The 25,755-nt window shown below is 35.5% G+C and carries 21 protein-coding genes and 1 pseudogene; 11 read left to right on the top strand and 11 right to left on the bottom strand.

Going from position 1 to position 25,755, the window contains the following annotated elements; translation table 11 throughout:
- Window positions 1–13: 13 nt before the first annotated feature.
- The 5 genes from V6670_RS02135 to V6670_RS02115 form a co-directional block, all read right to left on the bottom strand.
- Window positions 14–1,084 (bottom strand): glycosyltransferase, encoded by a 1,071-nt coding sequence (locus tag V6670_RS02135; protein ID WP_141903947.1) that lies wholly within the window; start codon window positions 1,082–1,084, stop codon window positions 14–16.
- Between the two features lie 156 nt (window positions 1,085–1,240).
- The gene (locus V6670_RS02130) at window positions 1,241–1,993 is read right to left on the bottom strand and encodes a hypothetical protein (protein WP_338652377.1); all 753 of its coding nucleotides are present in this window, start codon (window positions 1,991–1,993) and stop codon (window positions 1,241–1,243) included.
- 1 nt (window position 1,994) lies between these two features.
- Window positions 1,995–5,777 carry an AAA domain-containing protein gene (locus V6670_RS02125; RefSeq protein ID WP_338652376.1) on the bottom strand — a complete coding sequence of 1,261 codons (3,783 nt, stop codon included), beginning with the start codon at window positions 5,775–5,777 and terminating at the stop codon, window positions 1,995–1,997.
- Window positions 5,778–5,889: 112 nt separating this feature from the next.
- Window positions 5,890–6,444: an NADPH-dependent FMN reductase gene (locus V6670_RS02120; protein ID WP_036117514.1), complete on the bottom strand. Its 555-nt coding sequence runs from the start codon at window positions 6,442–6,444 to the stop codon at window positions 5,890–5,892.
- A gap of 129 nt (window positions 6,445–6,573) precedes the next feature.
- Window positions 6,574–7,407 (bottom strand): oxidoreductase, encoded by an 834-nt coding sequence (locus V6670_RS02115; RefSeq protein ID WP_338652375.1) that lies wholly within the window; start codon window positions 7,405–7,407, stop codon window positions 6,574–6,576.
- A gap of 232 nt (window positions 7,408–7,639) precedes the next feature.
- Here V6670_RS02115 and V6670_RS02110 point away from each other — a divergent pair, with 232 nt between their 5' ends.
- The 5 genes from V6670_RS02110 to V6670_RS02090 all read left to right on the top strand — a co-directional run bounded on the left by V6670_RS02110 (window position 7,640) and on the right by V6670_RS02090 (window position 12,049).
- Window positions 7,640–8,686, top strand: coding sequence for a hypothetical protein (locus V6670_RS02110; RefSeq protein ID WP_036117518.1), 1,047 nt, complete (start codon window positions 7,640–7,642; stop codon window positions 8,684–8,686).
- Between the two features lie 192 nt (window positions 8,687–8,878).
- Window positions 8,879–9,064, top strand: coding sequence for an SE1832 family protein (locus V6670_RS02105; protein ID WP_036117520.1), 186 nt, complete (start codon window positions 8,879–8,881; stop codon window positions 9,062–9,064).
- A gap of 34 nt (window positions 9,065–9,098) precedes the next feature.
- Window positions 9,099–10,664: an ABC-F family ATP-binding cassette domain-containing protein gene (locus V6670_RS02100; RefSeq protein WP_036117522.1), complete on the top strand. Its 1,566-nt coding sequence runs from the start codon at window positions 9,099–9,101 to the stop codon at window positions 10,662–10,664.
- Between the two features lie 511 nt (window positions 10,665–11,175).
- A complete protein-coding gene (gene spx / locus V6670_RS02095) occupies window positions 11,176–11,580 on the top strand; it encodes a transcriptional regulator Spx (protein WP_036117523.1) in 405 nt (134 codons plus the stop codon).
- A gap of 22 nt (window positions 11,581–11,602) precedes the next feature.
- A complete protein-coding gene (locus V6670_RS02090) occupies window positions 11,603–12,049 on the top strand; it encodes a MarR family transcriptional regulator (RefSeq protein ID WP_036117526.1) in 447 nt (148 codons plus the stop codon).
- A gap of 113 nt (window positions 12,050–12,162) precedes the next feature.
- Here V6670_RS02090 and V6670_RS02085 read toward each other — a convergent pair whose 3' ends face one another.
- Both V6670_RS02085 and V6670_RS02080 read right to left on the bottom strand, forming a co-directional pair.
- Window positions 12,163–12,711, bottom strand: coding sequence for an RNA polymerase sigma factor (locus V6670_RS02085; RefSeq protein ID WP_036117528.1), 549 nt, complete (start codon window positions 12,709–12,711; stop codon window positions 12,163–12,165).
- A gap of 300 nt (window positions 12,712–13,011) precedes the next feature.
- Window positions 13,012–14,142, bottom strand: a complete 1,131-nt coding sequence (locus V6670_RS02080) for a LuxR C-terminal-related transcriptional regulator (protein ID WP_338652364.1) — start codon at window positions 14,140–14,142, stop codon at window positions 13,012–13,014.
- Window positions 14,143–14,333: 191 nt separating this feature from the next.
- Between V6670_RS02080 and V6670_RS02075 the strand changes: the two genes are divergently transcribed.
- The 6 genes from V6670_RS02075 (at window position 14,334) to V6670_RS02050 (ending at window position 21,710) form a co-directional block, all read left to right on the top strand.
- Entirely contained in the window at window positions 14,334–15,089 is a 756-nt protein-coding gene (locus tag V6670_RS02075) for a glucose 1-dehydrogenase (protein ID WP_036117531.1), read from the top strand.
- Window positions 15,090–15,109: 20 nt separating this feature from the next.
- Complete coding sequence (locus tag V6670_RS02070; protein ID WP_338652361.1) at window positions 15,110–15,853, top strand: glucose 1-dehydrogenase; 744 nt, start codon at window positions 15,110–15,112, stop codon at window positions 15,851–15,853.
- A 140-nt stretch (window positions 15,854–15,993) separates the two neighbouring features.
- Window positions 15,994–17,595, top strand: a complete 1,602-nt coding sequence (locus V6670_RS02065) for a helix-turn-helix domain-containing protein (RefSeq protein ID WP_338652360.1) — start codon at window positions 15,994–15,996, stop codon at window positions 17,593–17,595.
- Window positions 17,596–17,692: 97 nt separating this feature from the next.
- Window positions 17,693–18,670: an ABC transporter substrate-binding protein gene (locus V6670_RS02060; protein WP_338652359.1), complete on the top strand. Its 978-nt coding sequence runs from the start codon at window positions 17,693–17,695 to the stop codon at window positions 18,668–18,670.
- Complete coding sequence (locus V6670_RS02055) at window positions 18,670–19,713, top strand: NAD(P)/FAD-dependent oxidoreductase (protein ID WP_170829840.1); 1,044 nt, start codon at window positions 18,670–18,672, stop codon at window positions 19,711–19,713. Before V6670_RS02060 ends, V6670_RS02055 begins: the two co-directional genes overlap by 1 nt.
- Before the next feature lie 185 nt (window positions 19,714–19,898).
- Window positions 19,899–21,710, top strand: coding sequence for an AraC family transcriptional regulator (locus V6670_RS02050; protein ID WP_338652357.1), 1,812 nt, complete (start codon window positions 19,899–19,901; stop codon window positions 21,708–21,710).
- A 242-nt stretch (window positions 21,711–21,952) separates the two neighbouring features.
- Here V6670_RS02050 and V6670_RS02045 read toward each other — a convergent pair.
- The 4 genes and pseudogenes from V6670_RS02045 to V6670_RS02030 all read right to left on the bottom strand — a co-directional run.
- A pseudogene (locus V6670_RS02045) lies at window positions 21,953–22,270 on the bottom strand (transposase); the annotation flags it as partial.
- 417 nt (window positions 22,271–22,687) lie between these two features.
- Complete coding sequence (locus V6670_RS02040) at window positions 22,688–23,140, bottom strand: hypothetical protein (protein WP_141903958.1); 453 nt, start codon at window positions 23,138–23,140, stop codon at window positions 22,688–22,690.
- A complete protein-coding gene (locus V6670_RS02035) occupies window positions 23,137–23,745 on the bottom strand; it encodes an ATP-binding cassette domain-containing protein (protein ID WP_141903959.1) in 609 nt (202 codons plus the stop codon). Before V6670_RS02035 ends, V6670_RS02040 begins: the two co-directional genes overlap by 4 nt.
- The gene (locus V6670_RS02030; RefSeq protein WP_141903960.1) at window positions 23,742–25,670 is read right to left on the bottom strand and encodes a DUF1430 domain-containing protein; all 1,929 of its coding nucleotides are present in this window, start codon (window positions 25,668–25,670) and stop codon (window positions 23,742–23,744) included. The genes V6670_RS02035 and V6670_RS02030 overlap by 4 nt, the downstream gene beginning before the upstream one ends.
- Window positions 25,671–25,755 lie beyond the last annotated feature (85 nt).

Raw genomic sequence — 25,755 nt, 5'->3', positions numbered from 1 at the left:
CCAATAAAAGGATTTATATCCCTAATTGATTGCGTAAGTATTTTTCGTTATCCTTTATTTCGGGATGGTTTGGTTTCCATTTTTGTGCCTCTAGATTATGCTGATAGGCATTTTCAAATAACCGTAGCTCCCTATATAACAGACTTAATTGTAAATGAGGAAGCCATGTGGAGTAACAACGTTTTTGGATCGTCATTGAATAGACAGGAGCTTGTTGCAAGGCTTGAGAATACCAGTAAATAGCCTCTTTATGTTTTGATTGCTCCATAAAAAATTGGCCCATACGGCAACATGCTTCTGGCTTTGGTCGATCATATAAGAAGGATTGCAAAATAGCTTGCTGTGCTTGTTGATCATCGTGTAGTCGTCGATAGCACTCCCCTACATGTAAACAAGCCTCAATACGATCATCTGTAGTACCTATATCGCTATCCAAAAATAGATGATATTGATTAATCGCCTCCACATAACGTTGATGCTGTTTCAATTCATTCGCGTAATAAAATATGTCTCTTGCTGAAAGCGAATGCCCCTCCCTTATTAACCCCTCATAAATACGAATAGGACGATGAATATCTTTTTTTACTGGTAAGTGCGTGACAGCGATATCACTATGATAGAGCTGACCAGATACCTTTAAATTTTCATGGACAGCTCCCTCCCATTGAAAATGATTAGCTCTTTTTACAAGACGATACTTTCGTTCACTACACTCCACTACGCCATCTTGATCAAGAGTTAGGTAATAATCCATCGTTACAGCATCAACAGATGGATATAAAGAGTGCTTTAGTTGACTCAACTTGTGCTGGTCTTCCTGTGTCATGACGTCATCTGCATCAAGCCATAAAATATAATCCTTTGTTGCCTGTTGAAAGGAGAAATTTCGTGCCTTGGCAAAATGATCACACCAGGGAAAATCGTAAATTCGAGAGGTATAACTTTGGACAATATCCTTCGTACGATCAGTCGATCCTGTATCAATGATATTAATCTCATCCACTATATGCTGAACCGAATCTAAGCATCTTTCAATCGTACATTGTGCGTTTCTAACAATCATACATAAGCTAATCGTTAACATCTGTCCCCTCCTTTTCATAAAGTAATATATGCTAGTGCCACATTTTATCGAAATGATTTTATAAATTTCTTACCCATCTTTATGATTTATCATATAAAAACAAAAACGAACGTGACACACGTTCGTTTTTGTTCTGGCTTTTGAACACCAGTTGAATTAAGTTAAATATTGCTCACGCCATGTTAACTGTTCTTTGTTTGTAAGCTGTTGCTCTAAATGATGATCCCATTGATTAAGTAATGTATTCCACACTCGTACAAAGAGTAGATCCTGCTCCCTATCATAAAGAACAAACTCTAAACATGGACTATCATTAATTTGTTGGGCTTCTGTTTGAACAATTTTTGAGATGATTTTTTGGGAGTTCTCTTCCTCCTCTGCGTTCACTTCTTGTAATGCAGCTATCACTAGCGACTCCTCAAACTGCTCCTGTTGTTCAGCCTCTTTATCGATATAACGATATAGCTCTGGTAACTCATCATATTCATCATGATTTATATCAATTGTGAGAAATGATTGATGGCAGGGGCTAAAGTAAAGTGTAGATGTTTCTACTTCTAACTCCTCTTCAAAAATCCCCCGTTCTAGCTGCTGTTGCCCTTTTTCAGTTAGCCTATAAAACTGTTCCTCGCTCTTTACAAGATTTACGCGAATCATTAAAGAAACTAAGTCATCAATAAATAACGGGTCGACCAGTAATAGCTCACTCAATTCCTGGGCACTTCCAAAATCAGCCTCCTGAATACTTAACAGTAACATAGTCATTAAAACATCCATTGTTGAACGCCGAACTGGCTCATAGGTCACACTGACAGTTCGAATAGGAATACACCATTCAGCGGTTTTGACAATCTTTATATTGCGATTTTCTTGAAGTTCACGCATTAGTCGTTGTTGTAATTTTGACACTCTACATCACCAATCCTTCATGATTACGCAAGCCATCGTAGGATTTTACTGTGTTTAATAAATTGGTATACATTTCTCTTGTCTCTTGATGCTTTGCACGCTTCGCAAACATTTCGGCACTTCCTACAAGGAGAAGTAACTCTCGGGCACGAGATAGCGCAACATTTAAACGACGATAATCTCTGGCAAAACCAATATCCCCGCCTTTAGGTGTATTACGAACCATACTCACTAAAATGACATCCATTTCCATCCCCTGAAACTTATCGACAGTACCTGTTCTAAACTGCAAGTGTGGTAGCTGTAATTCCTGTTGCAGCAGACGATTGATTTTCTTTACCTGCTCACCGTAGAAACTAATGACACCTACGCTTTTCAGAGCATCGTGCGGCATACGCCCTGCTTCTTTTGCCGCCTTCACTGCCTCATTGAGATCTACTAAGATACGGCGAATCGTTTGTAATTCCCCTTCGTTATAACGACTTGTCCCACCTTTTACCTGCTCCTCTAAATAAGGCTTCTCCGTTGGCATATCAATCCATAGTAAATGATCATCACGTTTTACAAATTGACCCTCTAAGCCATGATCTCTTGCAGCATCTGAATCTGGCAACCCACATTGTAATCCATTTTCTTCTTTCGCATAAAATGGTGCGATACTTTGCATGATTTTCTCATGCATACGGTATTGTAATGCTAGCATTTGTTTATGTGTTGGAGGCAAATTATTAAATAAACGTTCAAATAATGATTCACGCAATAGATTTTTTAATTCCTGTGCACCTTCAAAGTTTGGATTTTCTTCTAGCATTGCCTTCAATGTTTCCTCCAGCGTATCATCCCCAAGTAATGGTGGAAGCTGATGATGGTCACCTACTAAAATAACTTTTTTCCCCTTAAGCATTGGTAACAGTAATTCTGGTGGCGTTGCCTTTGAAACTTCATCAATAATGACCACATCAAAAGTTGGGTAATTCTCCATAAACTCTTTACTAGCGGAAGCTACACATGTTGTTCCGATAACGTTCGCATGACGTACATATAATTTTCGAATTTCATCTAAATCATACTCTGTTGCGTTTTGTAGTTTTTCACGCCATTGTTCTTGTAGTTTTTGGCGAAGAGGTAGCTGCTTTTCCTGCCGCTGTAATGCTGCAATGGCCTGTTTAGAAGTTTGAATAGCTTCCAGCACCTCTTCTGCAGTACGTTCTGGCATAGATTGTAAAAGCTGTGTATAAATTGCTAGTTGCTTTTCTTTCTTTAATCCAGCAATATTAATGTCCTTTATACGCTCTTCCATTTGTGTTAGCTGCTGCTCCACTTCCTGTAAGCTTGTTGTGACAGTCTGTAGAGAGGCTTGCTTCGGAACTAGTTGTACTTTCGCCTGTTCCACTGCCTCAAGCTGTTGCTTTGCTTGTTGAAGAGACTCCCTAGCTTGTGAGGTAAGAATCTTTAAATATTCTACAGATTCTTCTGGCTCCTCAGTAATCTGGAAGGCGTTTGCCAATTGTTGTAAACGCTCTGTATGCTGTAAAAATGGTTGGAGTTGACGCTGGTAACTTTGCACATCAAAGCTAGTGATTGCACATTCCTGATGAATCAAAGTCACTAGATTTTTACGGAAAGATTCAAATTCCTGATCTTTATGCTCTTGTTGTTGCTTTAGTGCTACTCCCTTTTGCCAAACGAAATCACGACGCATATATAGCCCAAGCAGATAACTCTCTAGAACATCAGTTGCTGGTAATTGACCATCCCGAAAAGCCGTGTTCAGCTCTGCAAATACTCCTGTGAGGTTTTGCAGAGAAAATGATTGTACGGGTTGTAATCTACTTTTAGCAAGGGCTCGTTCCTTCACTTCATGAATAACTAAAGCCTCTAGCTTGGCAATCGCCTTTTGGAGGCGAGCATTGATCGTTGACCATGCCTCTAAATCTTTCGCATCTTCCAAATGCTGCAAGCGACTCATTTGCTGAGAAAGTACATGGGAAGGGCGAATTTGATAGTGCTGTAAAAATCGCTCGATAAGCTCAAACGAAGTTAAGGTGTAGATATACTTTTGAGCTTCCTTCATAATGACTAGATGCTTACTTTCGATTTCATATTTCTGTTGTATTTCTTGAAATTGCTGAGTTAACTGCTGCTTTTGTTCTTGTAGTTCTTTATACTGAGCAGCCGCTTCTAATTGTTCCACTTTTTCTGTAGTTTCCTGAATCGTACACTGTAGTTGCTCGACCGAGGGATAATCAGCAAGTGTCTGTTCAAGTTGCTGTACAATTGGCTCGATTTGTGCGAGCTGTTTCTCATAATGCTCTTTTTGTGCTTCACATGTTTGTTGCTCTGTTTTAGCAGCCTTCAATTCTTTTTTTAATGCTTGAATCTCCTGCTGTAGAATGGGTTCTTCAATTGCTGCTTGCTCTTTTGCGGCAATTTCCTGAGTTAATTGTTCTAGCCATTGCTCCAATTTTTCTAGTTCATCTTCTGCTTTTGCAAGATTGGCTTTTAGCTCTAGCTCGCGTTCTGGAAATATTGCTATTGTCTCTTCGATTGCAGCCAGTGTTTGTTCACGCCATTGGAGAGCGACATTTTCCTCTATGAATTTTTTGCCTTCTTCCTCAATACTTTCTGTTCTTCCATAGCGTAAAATTCGAATTTCTTGATTGGCTAGCAAACGTCCTAATGCATTATCGACGGCTAAATTTGATTGTGATGCTACAAGTGTTTTTAAGCCCGCCTTGACATTTTGCTGACAAATCTCTGAGATGACAGTCGTTTTTCCTGTTCCTGGAGGACCTTGTATGACATACAAATCCTCAACAGATAATGCACCTAATACTGCTCGTCTTTGATATTCATTTAAATTATTTTGAAACGTAATATCTTCTCGTAGCTTGGACGCTCGGACTGTTGGGCGCCGTTCAAACAGGATAGTTTCTAAATTAGGGTTAACTGCCTCACCCTTCTCTAGCTTTGTGAAGCCATTTCGTAATCGTCGAATTTGACTTAAGGTCGCAAAATTACTAAAGCTTGCTTGCTTCGAACGAAGATTCAGCTGATCCTTACGAGCCATTTCCTGTATAAAAGGCTTTAAATCAATTTCAATCGTTTGTTTTCCTGCATTCGCCTTTAAAACTTGCCCAATTTCACCACGAACCCCTTGAATATTTACACTTAAACCCTCTAACTTTTTCCACTCTTTACTCTTTATGTAGGGACAAACAATCGTTAAGCGTGTAAAGTCTTCGTTGAAGTAGCTTTGCTTAAATTCTGTATGAATATCGTCAATCGTTGCATCACGTTCTTGAATTTTTAAATAGCCTTCCCAGCTAGCTATACGTTTTTTTACATATTCTGTGCGTTCTTCCGCTATCGGTAACTGCCTTATTTTTGTATGAAGCTCTAGTGGAATGCCTGCTCCATTGTTAGGCTTTGTGACAAATTGTAATGCGGCTGCTAGGCGACGATTTGTATTGATAGGACCACGCATATGCACAAAACGAATATTAGTCGCCAACAAACCTTCTAGCTTCAGCACACAATCCATAATGACTGTTTTTTCCGCAAGTAAATCGCTTAATTTTTCATTGTCCTCCGCATTAAAATAGATGGATAAAAAGGTTTCACCAACTTTTTTTGCTTTGCGTTTTTCAATGTAAACAGTAAAAGATCTTTGTAACGTAAAAAAGGCATGCTCGTTTGCTGAGCATTCCTCTACCGCTTCCTTCGCCTTATTGGTCAAAATAAGACTACAGCGTTGTTTTTCTAGTAAAGCTATGTCCTGCATGAGCAGCCCTCCCTCCCGAGTCACTAAAGTTTTATTTTAGCACATCCTAAAAGAATACTTACAAAGAAAAATCCCCTGCACAGTGATTTCTTACCACCGTACAAGGGTTATCTTAATGTTGATCAATTGTTTCCTTCGGCAAGTTCTTGCTCATTTCGCAATATTGAACAAATACACGTGCTAATTCACGTAAACGACTATGAACATCTTCATCAACAATGTTATTATCTGCATCAAAATGTGATGTATGTGTGTATACATAGTTAGGCGTAACAAGGGCACGGAAGTAATCTAAAATAGGTTTTAATTGATTTTCCACTACAAGGTGATGTTGGTATGTGCCACCGTTTGCGACGATAGATACGGGCTTATAGCGCATCGTTTTAGGATGTAAGTAGTCAAAAGCATTTTTCAAAACACCTGGGATGGACGCTTGAAAAATAGGCGTTGCAATGATGTAAGCGTCTGCCTCTTCAAATTGTTGAATCATTTTCTTCATATCATCATTTAATGGTGAACCATCCACAATTTGATGCTTATATTGATTAAAATGCATCATTTCTAATTCGAAACTAGCATCTAATTCTTTAATATATTGTTCCACTTGTTCTAAAATAGCACCTGTTTTACGACCAAACATTGTGCCATCAACGAGTAAAATTTTCATCTTTATTTTGCCTCCACATTCATCTTCTACAATAATATTGTAACAAATGAAAAGTAGCTCGCAAAGGTTTGTCGTAGCGATAGGGATAAATTCAGTCTTTAGACGGAACATTTACAAATCAAACCCACATTATTTTTTGTCCTGATCACGATGTTGGAAATGTACCTCCTTATCAATAACCGTTTCCTCCATCTTAAATTTATCTCGATTAATGATAACATCACGATTTACTTTCTCACCTTCTTCAAGCTTATCCCAATGAAATAGCGTCTCTCTTGAAGCATCCTCTTCTGGTATTTCAGGGTATTGCAATGTTGCTAGTTCATTGGATGGATAAATAGTAACAGGCTGTTTTTTACCGTATAGAGCAATGATAATCATCGCTTTGGCCACTTGTGAGGCTTCAATTGCTCTAGCACGTTTGAAGGGTCCAATTAATAAAGGTTGTGCAAATTTTAATAGCTTTTCTCCTGCCTTCTCCCCCAGACGGAATTCATCTCGATCTCCAACTAAGAGTGAAGGTCGAATAATAGAGAGCCGTTGTAACCCCAACTCTACTAAATCATGCTCGAGTTTTCCCTTCACTCGATTATAGTAAAACGGAGAATTTTCATTAGCACCCATTGCACTGATGACGAGAAAATGAGGGATCCCACGCTTTTTGGCTAAAGAAGCAATCGCTAATGGATATTCAAAATCAACTTTTTCAAACACCTCACGAGAGCCTGCTTTTTTTATGGTTGTACCTAAGCAACAATACAATTCATGGGCAAATTCAATATCTTTTTCCTCTATTCTATCAAAATCGCGAATCTTCACTTCTAACTTTGGATGCGTAAAGATTGGTTTTCTCCGTGCAATTATGGTTATTGAAACATATTCATCATTTTCACATAGTTGCTCGACCAGAGAGGAGCCCGTTAAACCTGTCGCCCCTATAACAATCGCTGCACGCATGCTCATCCTTCTTCCCCCCCCTTCTACATAATTTCATATTGTATGTATCTTTTCTATTCTTGATTTCACTATATATATCGACCATTTTTTTGATCATTAAAAAGTTATTTATAATCCCCCTCAAGATAGCTAATTGCAAGATTCCCTCAAAGTCATCGATTATCAAATCCTAAATTTTACACATACTTGCTCTTTCTTCGCCATAATTTAAAGAGACAGAGGAAAGGGTGGGATACATTTGCAAAAAGAAACACAAGCAATTGAACCAAAAAAAACGATTGTTTTCATTATTGAAAGCTGTATTGATAAAGGGCTGTATCCTTTTGAACGGGTTTCAACATTGGCTAAGTTACTTACGAATGAGAAAGTTTTTATATTTGTCAAGACTCCTTCAAATGATGGCATCCAAATTTTAATGAATGAAGGTCTTTCTCCAATTTTATTTGACCACTTTAACGAATTACCTAAGCAAATCAAAGGACTTCAACCTGATTTAATCGTTAGAGATGGCCGTAATTCTGAAGGCTGGCAAGTACAGGATTTACGACCTTTCTGCAAAACAATGATTCATTTTGATGATTTTGGTGAAGGTGGTCAAGCCTGTGACTGTGTATTACTAGCACTCTATCAAGAAGTGAAAGATTATTTACCATCGCATTATATTGGTGGAAGCTTTGTTTTTGCACTACCAGAGGCCTACCAACAATTTGATGATATTCCTGATAGTAAAACACCTGAAAATCCTCCTCATATCGTCGTTGCTTTTGAGGATGGGGACGAGCATAACTTAACCTACCGAACACTTCGACACTTAACACAGCTACAAATCCCACTACAAATTACAGTAATGATTGATGATAGCTATCGCCATGCAACGGATGATTTGCAAATGATGGTACTTAGTCGTCGCAATACGGCCATTCTTCGTGATAAAAACGCACTTCTCAAACTATTACCAAAAGCTGATGTCATTATTTGTAATGCTAATTATACGCCTTATAAAATTGCCTCTTATGGTGTGCCATGCATTACACTTGCACAAACTGAAGCTGAGCTTCTTCATGCTTTTCCTCGAGAGCATAATGGTTTTATTCATCTTGGACTTGGTCGTAAAATGAAGCAGTCTCAAATCCAAAATGCTGTCATGGAATTTCTATTACACGAGGCTCGCAGTGAACGAGCTGTAAGAAAACAACGACAACTCAATCTTGCTAGTAACAATGAAACACTCCAAGCATTACTCTTAGATTTTGCTTATGATCGACACAATATCGCTTCTACTTAGTGCTACTTCGAAGATGATTATGATACAATATATAAGAATTTTTCACTTCAACTCCTCTTATGGACGTTGGAATATAAGTAAATTCAACCAGTACCCGATTGATTTTAATGACTAAGCGGTGGGGGATTAGAAAAACCTCCATCGCTTTTACACGCATTCACGATAAAATATTCTCAAAAAGGAGTAATCATCATGCCAACAAAAAGCGATATTGAATACCAAATTAAAGAGTTAAAAATGGACTATATGAATTTACAAGGTGATATAGAAAAATTGGAGTCTACTGGGCACAACGATCAGGTAACAAAAGCAGAGGAACGCCTTGCGAATATGGAAGCTAAGTTAGCAGAACTAAACAAGCAGCTCGCAGCACTTTAAAATGTAAACAAGATGGACAGTTGGAGGAACATATATGGCAATATTAACAGTTGAAAATTTAGGTCATTCTTTCGGTGATCGTACACTCTTTAAAGATGTATCATTTCGATTAGTAGAAGGTGACCACATTGGTCTTGTAGGAGCTAATGGTGTAGGTAAATCGACATTAATGGGCATTATTACAGGACAAACGATTCACGATACAGGAAAAGTTGAGTGGCTTCCTGGTACACACTATGGTTATCTCGACCAACATACAGTACTGACTGCTGGTAGAACAATGCGTGATGTTTTGCGTGATGCCTTTTTACCATTATATAAAAAAGAAGAAGAACTTAATGAAATTACAGGTAAGATGGCAGAAGCTACACCTGAGGAATTAGAAGTACTGTTAGAACAAATGGCAGAGGTTCAAGACGCACTTGATGCAGGAGATTTCTATTCATTAGATATGAAAATTGAAGAGGTTGCACGTGGACTAGGCCTTGATGCTATTGGCTTAGAACGTGATGTGGCTGCACTTTCTGGTGGACAACGCACAAAGGTCCTACTAGCTAAGCTGTTACTAGAAAAACCAAAAGTACTTTTACTTGATGAGCCGACGAACTATCTCGATGAGGAACATATTACTTGGCTGAAAAGCTATTTAAAGAACTATCCATACGCCTTCCTCTTAATTTCACATGATACAGAATTTATGAATGAAACGGTGGATGTCATCTTCCAACTTGAGTTTTCAAAATTAACTCGTTATACAGCAACATACGAAAAATTCCTAGAGCTTGCTGAAATCAATAAACGTCAACATATTGATGCTTATGAGAAGCAACAGGAATTCATTAAGAAACAAGAGGACTTTATCGCTAAAAATAAAGCACGTTACTCTACTACTGGTCGTGCAAAATCTCGCGCCAAGCAGCTTGATCGTTTAGAGCGAATTGACCGCCCAGAAACAGCCGTAAAACCTGAATTCGGATTTAAAGAAGCACGTTCTTCCAGCCGCTATGTAGTTGAGGCAGAGAACTTGGTCATTGGGTACGATAAAGACAAGCCATTACTACCTCCACTATCTTTTGCTATTGAACGAGGAGAAAAGATAGCTCTAGTTGGCATGAATGGTGTGGGTAAGTCCACATTATTAAAAACAATGCTAGGTAAAATTAACCCTCTTGATGGGAAAGTCATTCGAGGTGATTACCTGTATCCGTCTTACTTTGAACAAGAAGTAAAAGCAGAAAAAATAACACCAATTGATGATGTTTGGAATGCCTTCCCTTCGATGGAGCAGGCTCAAGTACGTGCAGCATTAGCAAGAGCGGGCCTAAAAACGGACCATATTACACGTCCATTGAATTCTTTATCTGGTGGAGAGCAAGCAAAAGTTCGTTTATGTAAATTAATGATGGAAGAAGCGAACTGGCTTCTTTTTGACGAACCGACAAACCACCTAGATGTCGATGCGAAAAATGAATTAAAACGTGCCATGAAAGAATTTAAAGGCACTATTGTACTGGTAAGCCACGAACCAGATTTCTATGATGGCCTAGCAACAAAAGTCTGGAACGTTCAAGATTGGTTCACTTCTGGACAACAAAGCTAAGACCAGCTCATTTTAAGAGCAGTTCCCACATGTTATGGGACTGCTTTTTTTATTTTTTTCAAACTTCTATGTATAATTGACCACATTTAAACATACTATAATCAGTGGACTAACTATTTTACTCCTACTTCCAACTAATGCTCTCCTACGAGATCAGCATATTCATCTAGTAGTTCCTATTAATTCGTCATCAATTACCTACAGATTTTTTAGAAGTTACATAATAGTCACTTCCTGTAATAACGGTTCACTGAGTTGCCATGCTGGCCTCTCTTCAAAATCTGTGATATCAGCTGAAACTTACATCATTGTAAGCAGAAAGAACGAAACTTTTTACTCTTCTCTTCGTATAATTAAATAGAACTGAAAAAATATTAATTTGATTGAGAAATTCTTTCAATTAACTATTGATTTATATATAGCTTACTAGTAAGATATATATATAAACTATATAACTTACTGATAAGCTATTTATAAAATATAATCTAACATAGAAAGCGAGGAATGAAGAATGACAGTTACAATTTACTCACAAGCGAGCTGTTCTTCATCCAGAAAAGCACTTAAATGGTTAAAAGATCACAATATTGAATATAAAGAAAAACGTATCACATCTCACCCTCTTACACTTGCAGAATTCAAAGAAATTCTAAGCATGACTGAAGATGGTACAGATGAAATCATTGCAACAAATTCAAATGACTTTAAAAACTTAAATATCGACATCGACCAACTTTCTATTCAAGAGCTATACGCTATTATTCAAGCACACCCAAGAATGTTGCGTAGCCCTATTTTAATAGATGAAAAACGTATTCAAGTTGGTTACAATGAGATGGACATCCGTCGTTTTATTCCACGTAAAGTACGTGCTTACGAATTAAATGCGATGACAAGATTGGCACAAGAAAGTTAAAACAGTTTTGGAGATGACCTCTATGGATCAAGAAAAACAAAAAGCCATTACCTCGTTGTTTGAAGTCGTTTCATCTATTGAGCGTAAGTGGGCAAACGAGTGGAATAATCATAATGTGCTCGGCTTTTCAAAATCCCATATTTTAATTTTAGACTACTTATCGCAGGAGGGCCCAAAACGCCCTTCTGCTATTGCTGAGCGGTTGAAAGTAACAACTGGTGGTGTTACCGTTTTAACAACAAAGCTGATTAATGCTGGCTTTATTGAAAAAACACAGCATGCCACAGATCGACGAGCCTCACAACTAGTTATTACTACAGAGGGTGAGAACATCTTAAAAGAATCGCGTCAACAAGTAAGTGAAATTATTAACAATATGTTTGGTATGCTCACAGCTGAAGAACTGCAAACATTACGAACGATTTTTTCAAAATGTCTATTGGATGTTGAATCTAATCGGTCAGAATAAAGAGCACAAACTAAAAAGATGCATCGCAACTATTTGCGATTGCATCTTTTTTTAGATTAATCGACCGAATACTTCCGCCTAAGTACTTGTGGTGTGCGACCAATCTGTTTTTATTATGCTGGTAGCACAGATTCCACAATTGCTGTATCAGACATGAGCATTTCTTTTAATCGAGCCTTTGCACGGAATAAACGAGATTTCACAGTACCAATAGAAACCTTCATAATTGTAGAGATTTCTGCAAGTGAATATTGGTCTATGTAGAAATACCATAAAGTCTTTCTATAAATAGCATCTAATTGCTCCATTTTATCCTGTACTAGTTTTGTTACAATATCCTTTTCAATTTTTTCTTCCGTCGAAATTTCATTATTGGGAACCAAATCTAAAATCGGTACGTCTAATGTTTCAGGTTGGTTCATCATATATTTGCTTCGACGTACTTTTTTACGATAGCGATCTCTAAATGTATTCATTGTAATAGTTGTCAGCCAAGCTTTAATATGCTCTACCTCGGCAACGCTGTCTTCATAGCGTACAACCTTTACCCATACTTCTTGCATTAAATCTTCAGCCTCTACATTATTGCGAGTTAGTTTCAAACATAAGTGATATATATAACGATTGTATTCCTCGTATACGCCTTCTAATTTTTCATTCATTGTGTATGCCTCCGCTTCTTGTTCTTGCTTCTATACACATTCTCGCAAAATAATGTATTACACTCTATCGCATTGGCTTTCAATTTCATTACAATCGTGTAAGCTTAATCGCTTTTGCTTGTAATATTCGTAAAAATTGTTTTACTACTATATTACTTCTCCTACTAAAAATCACTTTATAACAATACTTCCCTATTTTTAACGTTATATATTAAATAGTGTTTATTATCAGAAAATTCAAGGTGCATTTATCGGTTTATAAAGACACAAAAATGCACTCCCAGCAGAAGTGCATTTATGCTAGCTTAACAGCCCTAGACGAAAGGCGGAGGCAACAACCTGTGTACGGTTCTTTGCTTTAAGCTTTGTCATGAGACTGCTAACATAATCCCTGACCGTATGCTCACTTAAAAATAATAAACCACCAATTTTTTTATTATCATATCCTTCAGCAAGCAAGCCAAGAATCATCGACTCCCTTTCTGTTAAATGAAGCTCTGTGTTTTTTTCTACCTTCTCGCCCTTACGTGATAAAAATAAACCTAGACGCTTCCCTACTTCTTCAAGAAGTAATAATTCTTCCTTTGTACAATCAAATTCCTCGCCTAGCTGATCAAATGTTAGCCATCCAAATAATTGGTCTCGCCTCATAATAGGAATAAAGATGATGGAGGATAAATTAAATAATTGAATATGCTCCTCTTTTACGTAATTTTTAGGATTTTTCAAATAAATAGGTTTTCTTGAACTAAGTATAGCGTTTTCCCCATTCAACTGCCCTTTCATACTTTGCACTTTAGGAAGTTCCGCCCCAATAACCCCATAAAATTGGTTGGACCATGGAACATATGCATAAAAAACGCATCTTTTATAACTAAAATACTCTTCACATTTTTTTAAAATATAGGCTAAATCCTGATAGCCTGAGGAACTGATCAGCAATTTATCTAGCTTATCTAATAACTGTAAATGCCGCAACTCTTGATTTTCAGTAGATCCGTTACTCCTTTTGTCATCTCCCTCACAGTCATCGTAAAGCTGTACGAGAAACGTAAATAACGATAATACATACATTAAGATGGCATTCGTTCGGCTACTCTTTTGTTGAATCATAAAGGTAATCAATGATTTCTCAAAAATTAATTGGAATAAATTAAAGCTCTTCCGATCGATTATAGATAACTGTGCCTGAAGCCACGTATTAAAAAAGGACTTATCATCATCATTTAGTTCATCAATGTTCGTATATGTCATCAAACGCAAAAATGAATCCAGTAGCATCGCTGCCCTTTTTCGATCTTCTTCGGCTATAGAAGGTTCTAAACCGAGGTAAATATTGGTATTTTCTTTAATTTGTTTATGATGAATTTTAATAAATAACACAAACTCTTGTAATGTAACTTCTTCAATTGACTGAAATGGATGCGTCATAGGAAATTCTTCTCCTTCACACTAACAATACCCTATAAATGGAGGATATTCACTCACTATATTATACAGCATCTTATAGGATAGTATTTCAAATTGAAAAGAGTAAGATGAAAGTATCGCTAAACAATGCGAATACTTTTGAATCCCAAGGTAACCATATAACCAGAAATAATGAAAGGTGCGTGCTTGAAATGAGACTGGAAAATAAAGTAGCCATTATTACAGGTGGAGGTACAGGAATCGGGAAAGAAACGGCACTATTATTTGCTAAAGAAGGAGCAAAAGTAGTTATTACTGATATAAATGAACAATCTGGTAACGACACTATCCGCGATATCCAAGCAATTGGCGGTGAAGCATTATTTGTACATCATGATGTTAGCAATGAGGAAGACTGGAAAAAGGTCGCAGATGAAACAATCAAAACATTTAACAAAGTAGATATTCTTTTCAATAATGCAGGTATCTATATCATTAAACCACTTGCAGAAATCGAGCTTTCTGATTGGAATCGCTTAATGTCCATCAATGTGACTGGTGTCTTCCTAGGTATGAAATATATTATGCCACTTATGGCTAAACATAATAAGGGCTCAGTTATTAATGCCTCTTCCATCGCTGGCTTAACAGGCGCTGCTGGACACGTATTATACGGAGCAAGTAAAGGTGCCGTTCGCATTATGACAAAAGATGCTGCAATGGAATATGCTCCATATGGCGTACGCGTCAATTCGATCCATCCAGGCTATATTGATACAGGTATGGCAGACTATGCATCAGCAACAACTGGAAGCACTAAAGATGAATTAGGAAAAAATTTATTCCCATTAGGACGTTTAGGCTCTGTTAAAGAAGTAGCACAAACCGTATTATTTTTAGCTTCTGATGAATCTTCGTTCTCAACAGGTGCAGAATTCGTCATTGATGGCGGAGCAACAGCAAAATAACAATAAAGGTGGTCATTGAAATGAAACTAAAAGATAAAGTAGCAATCGTTACAGGTGGGGCTAGTGGTATCGGTGAAGCTACAGTTCGTCTCTTTGTACAAGAAGGCGCTAAAGTAGTTATCGCCGATTTTTCAGATCGTGGACAAATTGTTTCTGACGAATTAAATAACAATGGTTTTGATACACTCTTCGTAAAAACAGATGTAACTAGCGAAGAAGATATTAAAAACATGATTAAGGAAACCGTTACTAGCTACGGTAAACTTGATATTATGTATGCCAATGCAGGCGTAGCTGACGATGCACCAGCACATGAGCTTTCTTTCGAAAAATGGAAAAGAACGATTGATATTAATTTATCAGGTGTATTTCTTTCTGATAAATATGCCATTGAACAGTTTCTTGCACAGAGAACAGGTGGTGTTATTGTCAACGCTGGCTCTATTCATAGCTTTGTTGCCTTGCCAAACCCTACAGCCTACTCCTCTGCAAAGGGTGGCGTAAAATTATTAACGCAAAATCTATGTACAGCTTACGCTAAACAAGGCATTCGCGTAAATGCAGTATGTCCTGGCTATATCGACACACCTCTACTAGCTGAAGTCGATGCGCAAAAGAAAGAATATTTAGCGTCCCTTCATCCACAAGGTCGCCTTGGTAAACCAGAAGAAATCGCAAAAGCTGTTCTCTTCTTAGCAAGTGACGACGCAAGCTTTGTCAATGGGACAACGCTTCTTGTTGATGGCGGTTATACTGCTCATTAATTTTAGTAAGATCTGATTTCAATGTTTTCTAGAAATCAGATTTTTTTATTTACTATAAGATATCGCACTCTTATATTCCTACCCGCACAATATTTGTTATTCTAATACATACCTATACTTTACATTGAAGAGGTGTTCCTATGTATCAATCACATCAATCTTGGTTTGCGCAATGGCAAGCTACACACCGTATTACGAATGGATGGATAAAAGGTGGGACTGTCCATGTTATGACAAATAATGCACTCATTTTAATTACAGATGGGCAAGCTTCATGGAGTATAGATGGTCGGGTACAACATGTACACCTAGGCAATTTATTAGCCGTTGAGAAAAATTCTGTTGTCGAGATACTGGACAATAGCAATTATGCATTAGCCGGATGGATCATTTATTTTGACATATATGACCTCACTACTCATACCCTTAGTGAACGGCAACCTATTCTTGAAAATGAATCCCAAATGACCAAAATTCCTGAGGTAGTATTGGCTACGATTAGCCGTGATTTAATGGAGCCTATAGATCATACTTCAAACACTTCCATCATTATGAATCAATATATTTTATACACCTTACTAAAACATGTATATCAGCCGCAAAATAACGAAAAACTCACGGTCGAAAATAAATTACAACTATCAATTGAACATATACATAACCATTACAATGAATTGATTACGAGAGAACAATTAGCTAATAGTATCGGTATTAGTCCATGGCACTTTTCTCGAAAATTTAAGGAGCAATATGGCTTATCTTTATCAGAATATCTAGCAACTTATCGCATTTATCGTGCACAGGAGGCTTTACTCACTACTTCAGCACGCTCACAGGACATTGCTAAAAGTGTCGGCTTTGAAGATGCCCATTATTTTAGTAGACGATTTAAAGCAATAGTTGGCGTCTCTCCAAAAAATTATATAAAATCAATTGCTCAGCAGCGGATATGCTTTTTATCTCCCCTATATGCAGAGATTGCACTGGCACTAAACATTATCCCTCATAGTGTAGTGACTACTGCTTCCCTAGTGCCCAGTTATCAACGGGCATTATTTAACTCCCATCAAATTCATACTATGGATATGGGGCATTACATCATTGATATTGACCAAATTCAACGCCAACAGCCTACATTAATTATTGGCAATATACTAGATGATCAAATTAAAAATGAATTACGTGAAATTGCTCCTGTTATTAGTGGATTACCAAATGAAATGACGAGCTTAATCAACTATTTCGGGACACTATTTCACTGTGAGGAGCAAGCAGCTTCATTAATTAACGAATCTCTTACTAACGTTAAAAAGTATAAACAGGACTTAGCAAATGTTCTACGAAGAAAACCTACGCTAGTATATTTAAGGGTTGAGCATTTTGGTTATCGATATATCGGTGAAAGATCATGCGAGATTGCTCGGCTACTCTATAACGAACTCGCTCTTTCTATGCCTCCAAATTTACAAGGGAAAGAATATAGCTTTAATGACTTGTCACTAGAAGATTTATTACAAGCCAACCCTACTTTTTTATTGCTAGAAAAACGAATAATGGATTATTTCAGCTCTGAGGAAAATATGAAAAACTTACTAAATAGTGATCAATGGAACATGTTAGATGCTGTTAAAAACAATCGCATTCTTTTCGTTGATACGTCACTTGGACTAAACAACTGTGGTATTTTTGGAAAACCTATTATTCTACAAAATCTCTATCAATTTTTTAAAGAACAACACTAAAGTCCAATTGAATAAACACAATCCTCTATGGTTTCTCTTTCTCTAATTTGCTAACATTTGAAAATGATAATCATTATCAAAAAAGGAGATTAGAGAAATGTTAAAAAAATATTATGCTTTCTTACCATTGCTAATGATGGTTTTCGCTTTGGCTGCATGTAATAGTGAGCCAACGGAAGACAATCAAAACACACAGTCATCAGAAGAAACAGCGGCTACTACCAAAACCGTTAAAGGACTTTTCGGCGATGTTACGATCCCGACAAATCCTAAAAATATGTTGGTGTTTAACTCTAATTATGCAGAGTTTTTACTATCTATTGACATTGTGCCCCAAAAAGTTTTAGTGGTAGATGAAATAGAGCCTGACTATCGTCCAAAGCTTTTTAAAGAAAATAATGTAGAAATGATTAATACCCCTCAATATGAAGAAAATTTAGAGCAAATACTTTCATTGGCTCCTGATTTAATTGTCGTGCAAGGGAATGTGATCGATGCTAAAAAATATGAAGAGCTAAGTAAAATAGCCCCTACCCTTGCCGTGGATGCCAATGGTTCTATAGAAGAAGCACTTCCTGCATTAGGTAAAGTTTTTGAGAAAGAAAAAGAAGCTGAAGCAACCCTGACTACTTACAATAACAAAGTGACAGAAGCTAAAGAAAAACTACAACAAGCCATTGGCGATAAAACAGTCATGGTATTAAGGGTTGAACCAAAACAGTATCGCTTCATGGGCGCTAAAGCAGAGGGACCAGGTAGTGGTTTAATCTATCGTCAGCTAGGATTAAAAATTCCAGAACAATTAGCAGATTCAGAAGATTGGTTTACACCGTTATCTCTTGAAATCTTACCAGAAATTAAACCAGACTATATTTTCGTTGAAAAGAGAGTGTTAGAAAATTATAGCAGTGATGAATCGATGAAGAGTTTAGAAGATAGTCCGCTATGGCAATCCATGGAGGCTGTACAGAATGGTCGCGTGTTCCCATTAGATACAAAGGATTATGCAGTTGGACTAGGTCCTATTGGCACAGAACTACTAATCGACTATATTGTTGAAAAGTTGGTGCCCTAATGTCAATAAATGAACAAGACATTTATGACGTAACAATTATTGGTGGTGGACCAGCTGGCATGTATTCCGCATTTTATAGTGGGATGCGCGAAATGAGAACAAAAATTATTGAGATTAAGCATGAGCTCGGTGGTTTTATGAGAACGTATCCAGAAAAGCTAATTTGGGATGTAGGTGGTGTTGAGCCTGTTCGCTGTGAAGAAATAATAAATGCACTTATTACTCAAGCGAAAACATTTGATCCAACCATCGTTTATGGGCAAGAAATTGTTGGCATGGAACAGCGGGAAGATAAAATTTTTGAGTTAATTGCTAAAACAGGAGAACGTCATTTTAGCAGAACGGTCATTTTAGCAGCAGGTCGTGGTATTACCAAAATTCAAAAGTTAAATATAGAAGGAGCAGATCGTTACGAATTAACTAATTTACACTATACAGTTACGGATAAATCTAAGTTTGCCAATAAACGTGTTTTAATTTCAGGTGGTGGTGACTCTGCTGTGGAATGGGCGATTGCCATTGCACCAATTGCTAAGGAAGTCATTGTTGTTCATCGTCGAGAAGATTTCAAAGCGTTTGAATCATCTGTTTCGCAAATGAAGCAAGTTGCCACATCACTAGTCCCCTATGTTGTGACTAGTTTGCATGGCAACAACACCAAAATAGAACGGGTTACTGTCCAACATGTTACATCTGGTGAGAGCACACAATTTGAAGTCGATGAAATAATTGTTAATCACGGCTTTGAACGATCCTTCTACGGTCCTATTATGGAATGGGGCTTTGAATGTGAAGAATATGGTATATCTGTTTCGCCTAAAATGCACACAAGTATTCCAGGCATATTTGGTGCTGGTGATTTTATTACTCACCCTAGTAAGGTTCGCCTGATAGCTGGTGCGTTTAATGATGCCATTCTAGCCGTTAATAGTGCGAAGCTATATTTAGATCCTACCGGAGTCGATATGGCTGGTGTATCCTCTCACAATGACCGCTTCGCTGAAAAAAATGAGAAAATTATACAACGCTATATGTCTAATTAAATAAAAACATCTTGCATAACTGCACTTCAAATGATTAGAGGCAATCTAATCATTTGAATGCAGTTTACTTTTTTCGTATGTTTTTAAGAAGATTTTCACTTCTACAATACAAGCATCTATTTGAGAATCATTATCATTGGTTGTATTATCGTAATATAACCTATTGAAAGAAGTGAACCATCAAATTGAAAAACCTTACTTTAGCAGATTGGGACTCGGCAAAATTAACCATTTTACATATATCTAAAAATCCACAGTTAAGGCCTATCATTACTTGTAACTGTATTTTTAGTTTTATTGCTCAAGGGTCTGGCGAATGGGACTTACATCATACTCCCCTTTTACATCATAAAAACATCTTTTTGCTTGTTCATGACCCTATAAACATACATGTCATGCAGGAACCATCTTCGGAATGTCTATGGATCTATTGTAATGTTTCTTTTGATAATACAATATCTGAGCCCTTAGAGCCTCTCATTTTTTATGATGCACCGAAGCATTGGTTAACATTAATAGATAACATAAACACACAATGGGAAATGTACACTGATGCTAGTAAATATAAGACAAAATTATACTTAGCAGAATTAATCTATGAAATGTATACACTAGATTCAAATAGATTGCATGAGGAACAGTTAACCTCTCAAACATTAGATTATATAAATAAGCATTTTCATGAAAATTTATCGCGTCATACAATTGCAGAAAAAATGAATTACAGTGTATCTTATCTCTCTAAACAATTTAAATATCAAACTGGTTATGGTCTAATTGATTATTTATTACATACTCGTATCAAACATGCAAAGCGGCTTTTAGTTGAAACACATCATTCAATCCAAGAAGTTTCGAAGCAAATTGGTTACGAAGATTCTTCTTACTTTACTCGCCTATTTAAAAAACATACTGGGTTAACGCCTGGCCAATATAAAAGATTATATTTACCCACTTCTCTAGTGTTGAATAATCCTAATTTTGAGCTAAAATCCTCCGATGTATTCAATCGAGGACCTTTATATAATGATAATTGTTATCAATATGAAGGAGGCTTTTTACCAATGAAATTTAATTGGAACCATACTATAGTAGCTTCATTTGTTTTATGTGCTGCTTTATTATTAACAGCTTGTACAAACAACGACACTACCAAAGAATCAGAGGAAACAATGGTTTATCACTCCCTCAATGGTGATATTACGTATAAAAAAAATCCGCAACGTATTGTTACTGATTTTTATTTAGGTTACTTACTTGCTTTAGATGTCAAACCAGTTGGTTCGAATGAAGCACAGCTAAAAAACCCTTATATTCCTGAAAAAGATAAAAAAGGAATTGAGGTGGTCGGAGACTCTATAGAAAAAGTACTTTCATTAGAACCTGATTTAATTATTACAGGTAATAAAGAAATGTATGAGCAGCTTTCTAAAATTGCACCTACCATCTATATTGAATACGAAGAAAATATACCTAAACTCATTAAAGAATTTGGTATTATTTTAAATCGAGAAAATCTTGCCGAGGAGTGGCAAAAAAACTATCAACAACAAGTTCAAACCGCTCGCCAAAAAATTGCTCGTATTATTAAGCCTGAAGAAACAATAACTGTTATGGATATACTGGATGGTAAAGGAACCATCACTATTTATGGCGATGGTTATACAGGGTATCCTGTTTATACGGGATTAGGCTTACAAATGGCGCCAGCTGTAAAAGCAGAAACTACTATAAAAACCCCATGGGTACAAATTTCTTCAGAAAAAATTTCAGACTTTGTAGGGGACCGTGTTATCGTTGCAAGAGCGGCCGACACGCCTAAAGTCGACTTTACAACGGCTCCTGTATGGAAAAGTTTAGATGTTGTTAAAAATAATGAAGTATACGAAATAGATAATTTCAAATTTTGGTTTACAGATCCCATTTCTGTTATTGGACAAATGAACGATCTAACTGACTTATTTATCGAGCGTGCCAATGATAAGAAAACAAAATAAGGCGAACTTTTTATAGTTCTTATAGTTTATATCACCAGTCCTCAGGTGTGGCAAAGCTCTCTCTTATAGACTTTGTCACATTTTTCTTAACAATCTACTTTACTCTATATCATCATTCGAACTTAATTGAAAAGTTTTAGAAAATGACTAGTAAACTCCCCCCAAATAAAAATAGCAGTAGCTCTGATATTACGGCACTCCCCTACCACATTATGCTATACTATTTCTATTATTCTCGGGACATTGAGTCCTTGCGTTTCCAGTTGTCTTCTCCAAACAAGAACCGTTGATGGGGCAGGTATGTTAAATGTAGCTGCCGTTTCGGTTAAGGATGTACCATTTTCAATCATAAAATTTAGTACGCCCAGTTTAAACTGTTGTGTGTAATTTGTACATCGTTTAATAAAGGCATTAAGGCCATTATGTTCATATTGTTTCACCCATATAAAGATTGACTTCTTATTTACACCAATGGATTGCTCAATTTCTTTATAACTTTCATTACCATTCAAATAGCGTTGAAAAGCTTGTAATTTTTCTTCTGCAGTAAATTTAGACAAAAAAACTGCACCTCCAATTGTTAGATTGTGTGTCTAACAATCGGGGGGCAGTTCAACTGATCGTGCAGCTGAAAGTGTTTTTCTTTTGGCCATAATAAAAAGCAACCACATTTCTGCAGTTGCTTGATTATATATATATTAATTTTTTAGAGCATGTTTTAAAAGATTAAAAGATTAAGTTTCAAATTTCATCACTGCACGATTTCGAGATTTATACGATAAGACATTGCGGTGGGACATCCACCAAAAGATTCTATTATATTCACCGCACAGTGTGTAATCTATGATCAAACGGAAAATCATGTGTATTATGTGTTTTACTTTTCTTAGTTAAAGTAAATACACAGTTATATTTTTTATTGATTAAGGGGAAAATTAATCACTCTTAGCTTTTAAAATATAATGTAAGAATTTTTACTATAAAACACTGTCGCCCCACTTTTCTTGTGCTTTCTTGAATAATATTTCAATTTGTTCTTTATTATTTTTAATTAAATCAGCATTCTCATTACCAACAACACTTAAATCTCTTTTAATCATTATAGAGTATACTTGATCATTCTCGTCCTTTATTTGAATTCCATAGGTATTTTCTCCAATGAACGATGGCCATATGATTAGTGCGAATTTATTATCATCTGTTGCTACACCTAAATTTCCTACAAACGATAAATAATTTGGAAATTTCACATTATATAAATAGGATTTTTCTGATAATACGTAACTTCTATTTGGTACAAATTCGTTAAAGCCTTCTATATATGCGGTATACTTATTTTTCATCCATCCATACCAAAATAGATTAAATATAATAAAAACAGAGCATACAGTTGCCAAAATTATAAAAAATATTTTCTTATTTTTTTTCATATTTCGATTATTCGCTTTCCTCTTTTTTTTATTTCTTCATCATGAGTAACTAAAATTATTGTCTTTCCACTATCATTCATACTTTTTAGAATACTCATTACTACATCTGCATTATTTTTATCTAGAGATCCAGTAGGTTCATCAGCTAAAATAATATCACATTTTTTTATCATTAATCGTGCTAAGGCAATGCGCTGCTGCTCCCCACCAGATAAAGTATAAATCTTATCATTAATTTTATTTAACAGTCCAACAGATTTCAAAGCTTCTTCTATACTAACATTGGATCGGTTCTTTTGTTTAATCATTTTCAAATTGTATAATACTGTTTTATCTTCAATTAAAGCAAAGTTTTGAAAAAGAAACCCTACTCTATTACCAAAGTAATCTAATTGGTTCTTTTTCACACTAATATCGTTTTTATCAACTAAAATCTTTCCACTATCTATTTTTTCAATAGCGCCAATCATATTTAAAAGGGTAGTCTTACCGCAACCACTTGGTCCTGAAAATATAACAAACTCTCCATCCTGAATTGTTAAATTAAAACCATTAAACAATTCTCTTTTCTCATAAGATTTACTTAAATTTAATATTTCTATCATTTTACTATGCCACCTTTAAGAACTGATTGTATACTTCTACTTTCTGTTAATCGAATATAAAGGAAAACAAAACAAATCTCTATAACAATTACGGAAAGGGCTCCAACGATTAAATATATTTCTGAATTCAAATCTAGGTAGTGCCCAATTATTAAAGTAGATATACCAGCTAAAAAGCCAAACAGAATTGTAGTTACAAATAATCTTTTGTATCTTTCAAATAAGCTATAACCCATAACCTTTTTTATTGCTATTTCAACTGAATTAATACTATATTCATAATTTAATATAGTTTTGATAATTATTGCTTCTAAAATAAAAAGGATAATTAATAAAACTATTCCAATTAGAATACCTTTTTTATAGAAATCCCATTGATAAAGGTAATGTTCATACACATTTGTTTTGTAAACAACTTCATTATTCAAATTAGAGTTTTTAATAAATGCTTTCCAATCCGTATCTATAATTTTGTACATTGATGTACTAAAAATATAGTCATTCCAATAAGGATTAATACTATCTGAAACCATATTGTTTAATAAAATTATGGGGTTATTAACAATTTTACTATTAATATTGCTAGTCTTATCTATTGAAATTATATTTAGCTCTTCATTATACCATATAATGTCATATTCATATTGATAAGGATAGTATGAATCCCATACTTCTTTCATTTCTGAAATAATCTTTTCAGAATTGTACTTTTCAGGTGCTAGAAAATACACCTTATTTTTTAATGAACTGATATCTAATCCACTAACTTTTTCATTCAAATATTCAAGTGATCCACTATCAGCGAAAGTATAATTTAGATCTGAATTCAAGCTCCAACTTGATAAATCTACTAAAGAAATCGCATTATTCATTGAAAGATATTCTTTGTAAAAATCAAACCTTAATTTTTTGGTATCATCAAGGTTTTCTAAATTTAGCTCTACATATGAATAATCTTTAGCATCATCAAAAAATGATTTTTGTTTATAAAATTTAATTCCTTCATCTATTAAAGTTAAACACCCTGCAGCAAGTGTCACAGTAATAAAGATTGTAAATATTTTATATAAATAACTTAACTTTAAAACCCTTTTGACACTAATTTTTGATTTCATATCCTTTTTATAATCGCCTATGTAAAGGGTGAAATATATTAAATTGTTAATAATAATAAAAATTGTGATTATCAAAATTGAAAGACTTAAATAATATTTAACATTAGCAAATTGCAAAAAAAGTATAACAAGCAAAGAAAATGCACAAGTATAAAATAACGAGTCTGATATCATATTTTTAAAAATAATGTTCTGCAGTCTTTCTCCTGAAATAATTCTTATCACTACTTCTTTTCTCATTTGAGCAACTTCATATAAAGTTAATAGTAGTAGTAGGCATATTATAATAGACCATACAACACTGATATTTAAAACACCATTTAAAGCAATGTAGCCTTCTTGTGGAAATCTACCACCGTACTTATCAACAAGTTTTTGCTTAAAACGGACCTTGTTTTCTTTATCTCCAATAAGATAATACTTTTCAAACTTATTTATATCTGTAATATTTGTTAAAGGAAGCACCTCAAAATTAAAATCCCCTAAAAATATACTTTGGTAGTCACCGGATTGTACAAAAGAATTAACTTCTAGGTAGTTCGCTGTGCCTTCAGTTCCATATATCTTTATATTTTCAGAAAAAATATTTAAAATTTCTCTATTAACAACAAAAACTTCTAAATGCTCTTCCTCTGCAACTTTTTTTACATCCTTTAACATATCCTCTTGAGAAACTTCTTTATTTTTATACATTGTGACATAATCATATTTAGTCTCGAAGCTAATTAAATGCCATGCATATGTTTCTCCTATAAAAGTTAGTACAATACTGAATAATATTAAACTAAGTATGTATTTTGCTTTTTTCACTACAATCACCTTGTTATTTAAGATTATTTTAGTCAACAAAAGCGAGTTAACACTCAGTTAACTCGCCTTGTCGATTTTCTAAAAA

This window comes from Lysinibacillus sp. Y5S-8 (assembly GCF_036894365.1).
GTDB lineage: Bacteria > Bacillota > Bacilli > Bacillales_A > Planococcaceae > Lysinibacillus > Lysinibacillus fusiformis_D.
This window is presented reverse-complemented; position numbering and strand designations above follow the sequence as displayed.

What these genes read in the sequence shown, in the direction of transcription:
- V6670_RS02090 (WP_036117526.1), top strand. Translation starts at nt 11,603, where the DNA reads ATGGATCAAGAAAAACAAAAAGCCATTACCTCGTTGTTTGAAGTCGTT.
- V6670_RS02080 (WP_338652364.1), bottom strand. Translation starts at nt 14,142, where the DNA reads ATGACGCATCCATTTCAGTCAATTGAAGAAGTTACATTACAAGAGTTT.
- V6670_RS02040 (WP_141903958.1), bottom strand. Translation starts at nt 23,140, where the DNA reads ATGAAAAAAAATAAGAAAATATTTTTTATAATTTTGGCAACTGTATGC.
- V6670_RS02055 (WP_170829840.1), top strand. Translation starts at nt 18,670, where the DNA reads ATGTCAATAAATGAACAAGACATTTATGACGTAACAATTATTGGTGGT.
- V6670_RS02070 (WP_338652361.1), top strand. Translation starts at nt 15,110, where the DNA reads ATGAAACTAAAAGATAAAGTAGCAATCGTTACAGGTGGGGCTAGTGGT.
- V6670_RS02075 (WP_036117531.1), top strand. Translation starts at nt 14,334, where the DNA reads ATGAGACTGGAAAATAAAGTAGCCATTATTACAGGTGGAGGTACAGGA.
- V6670_RS02035 (WP_141903959.1), bottom strand. Translation starts at nt 23,745, where the DNA reads ATGATAGAAATATTAAATTTAAGTAAATCTTATGAGAAAAGAGAATTG.
- V6670_RS02105 (WP_036117520.1), top strand. Translation starts at nt 8,879, where the DNA reads ATGCCAACAAAAAGCGATATTGAATACCAAATTAAAGAGTTAAAAATG.
- V6670_RS02125 (WP_338652376.1), bottom strand. Translation starts at nt 5,777, where the DNA reads ATGCAGGACATAGCTTTACTAGAAAAACAACGCTGTAGTCTTATTTTG.
- spx (WP_036117523.1), top strand. Translation starts at nt 11,176, where the DNA reads ATGACAGTTACAATTTACTCACAAGCGAGCTGTTCTTCATCCAGAAAA.
- V6670_RS02065 (WP_338652360.1), top strand. Translation starts at nt 15,994, where the DNA reads ATGTATCAATCACATCAATCTTGGTTTGCGCAATGGCAAGCTACACAC.
- V6670_RS02085 (WP_036117528.1), bottom strand. Translation starts at nt 12,711, where the DNA reads ATGAATGAAAAATTAGAAGGCGTATACGAGGAATACAATCGTTATATA.
- V6670_RS02060 (WP_338652359.1), top strand. Translation starts at nt 17,693, where the DNA reads ATGTTAAAAAAATATTATGCTTTCTTACCATTGCTAATGATGGTTTTC.
- V6670_RS02135 (WP_141903947.1), bottom strand. Translation starts at nt 1,084, where the DNA reads ATGTTAACGATTAGCTTATGTATGATTGTTAGAAACGCACAATGTACG.
- V6670_RS02120 (WP_036117514.1), bottom strand. Translation starts at nt 6,444, where the DNA reads ATGAAAATTTTACTCGTTGATGGCACAATGTTTGGTCGTAAAACAGGT.
- V6670_RS02115 (WP_338652375.1), bottom strand. Translation starts at nt 7,407, where the DNA reads ATGAGCATGCGTGCAGCGATTGTTATAGGGGCGACAGGTTTAACGGGC.
- V6670_RS02100 (WP_036117522.1), top strand. Translation starts at nt 9,099, where the DNA reads ATGGCAATATTAACAGTTGAAAATTTAGGTCATTCTTTCGGTGATCGT.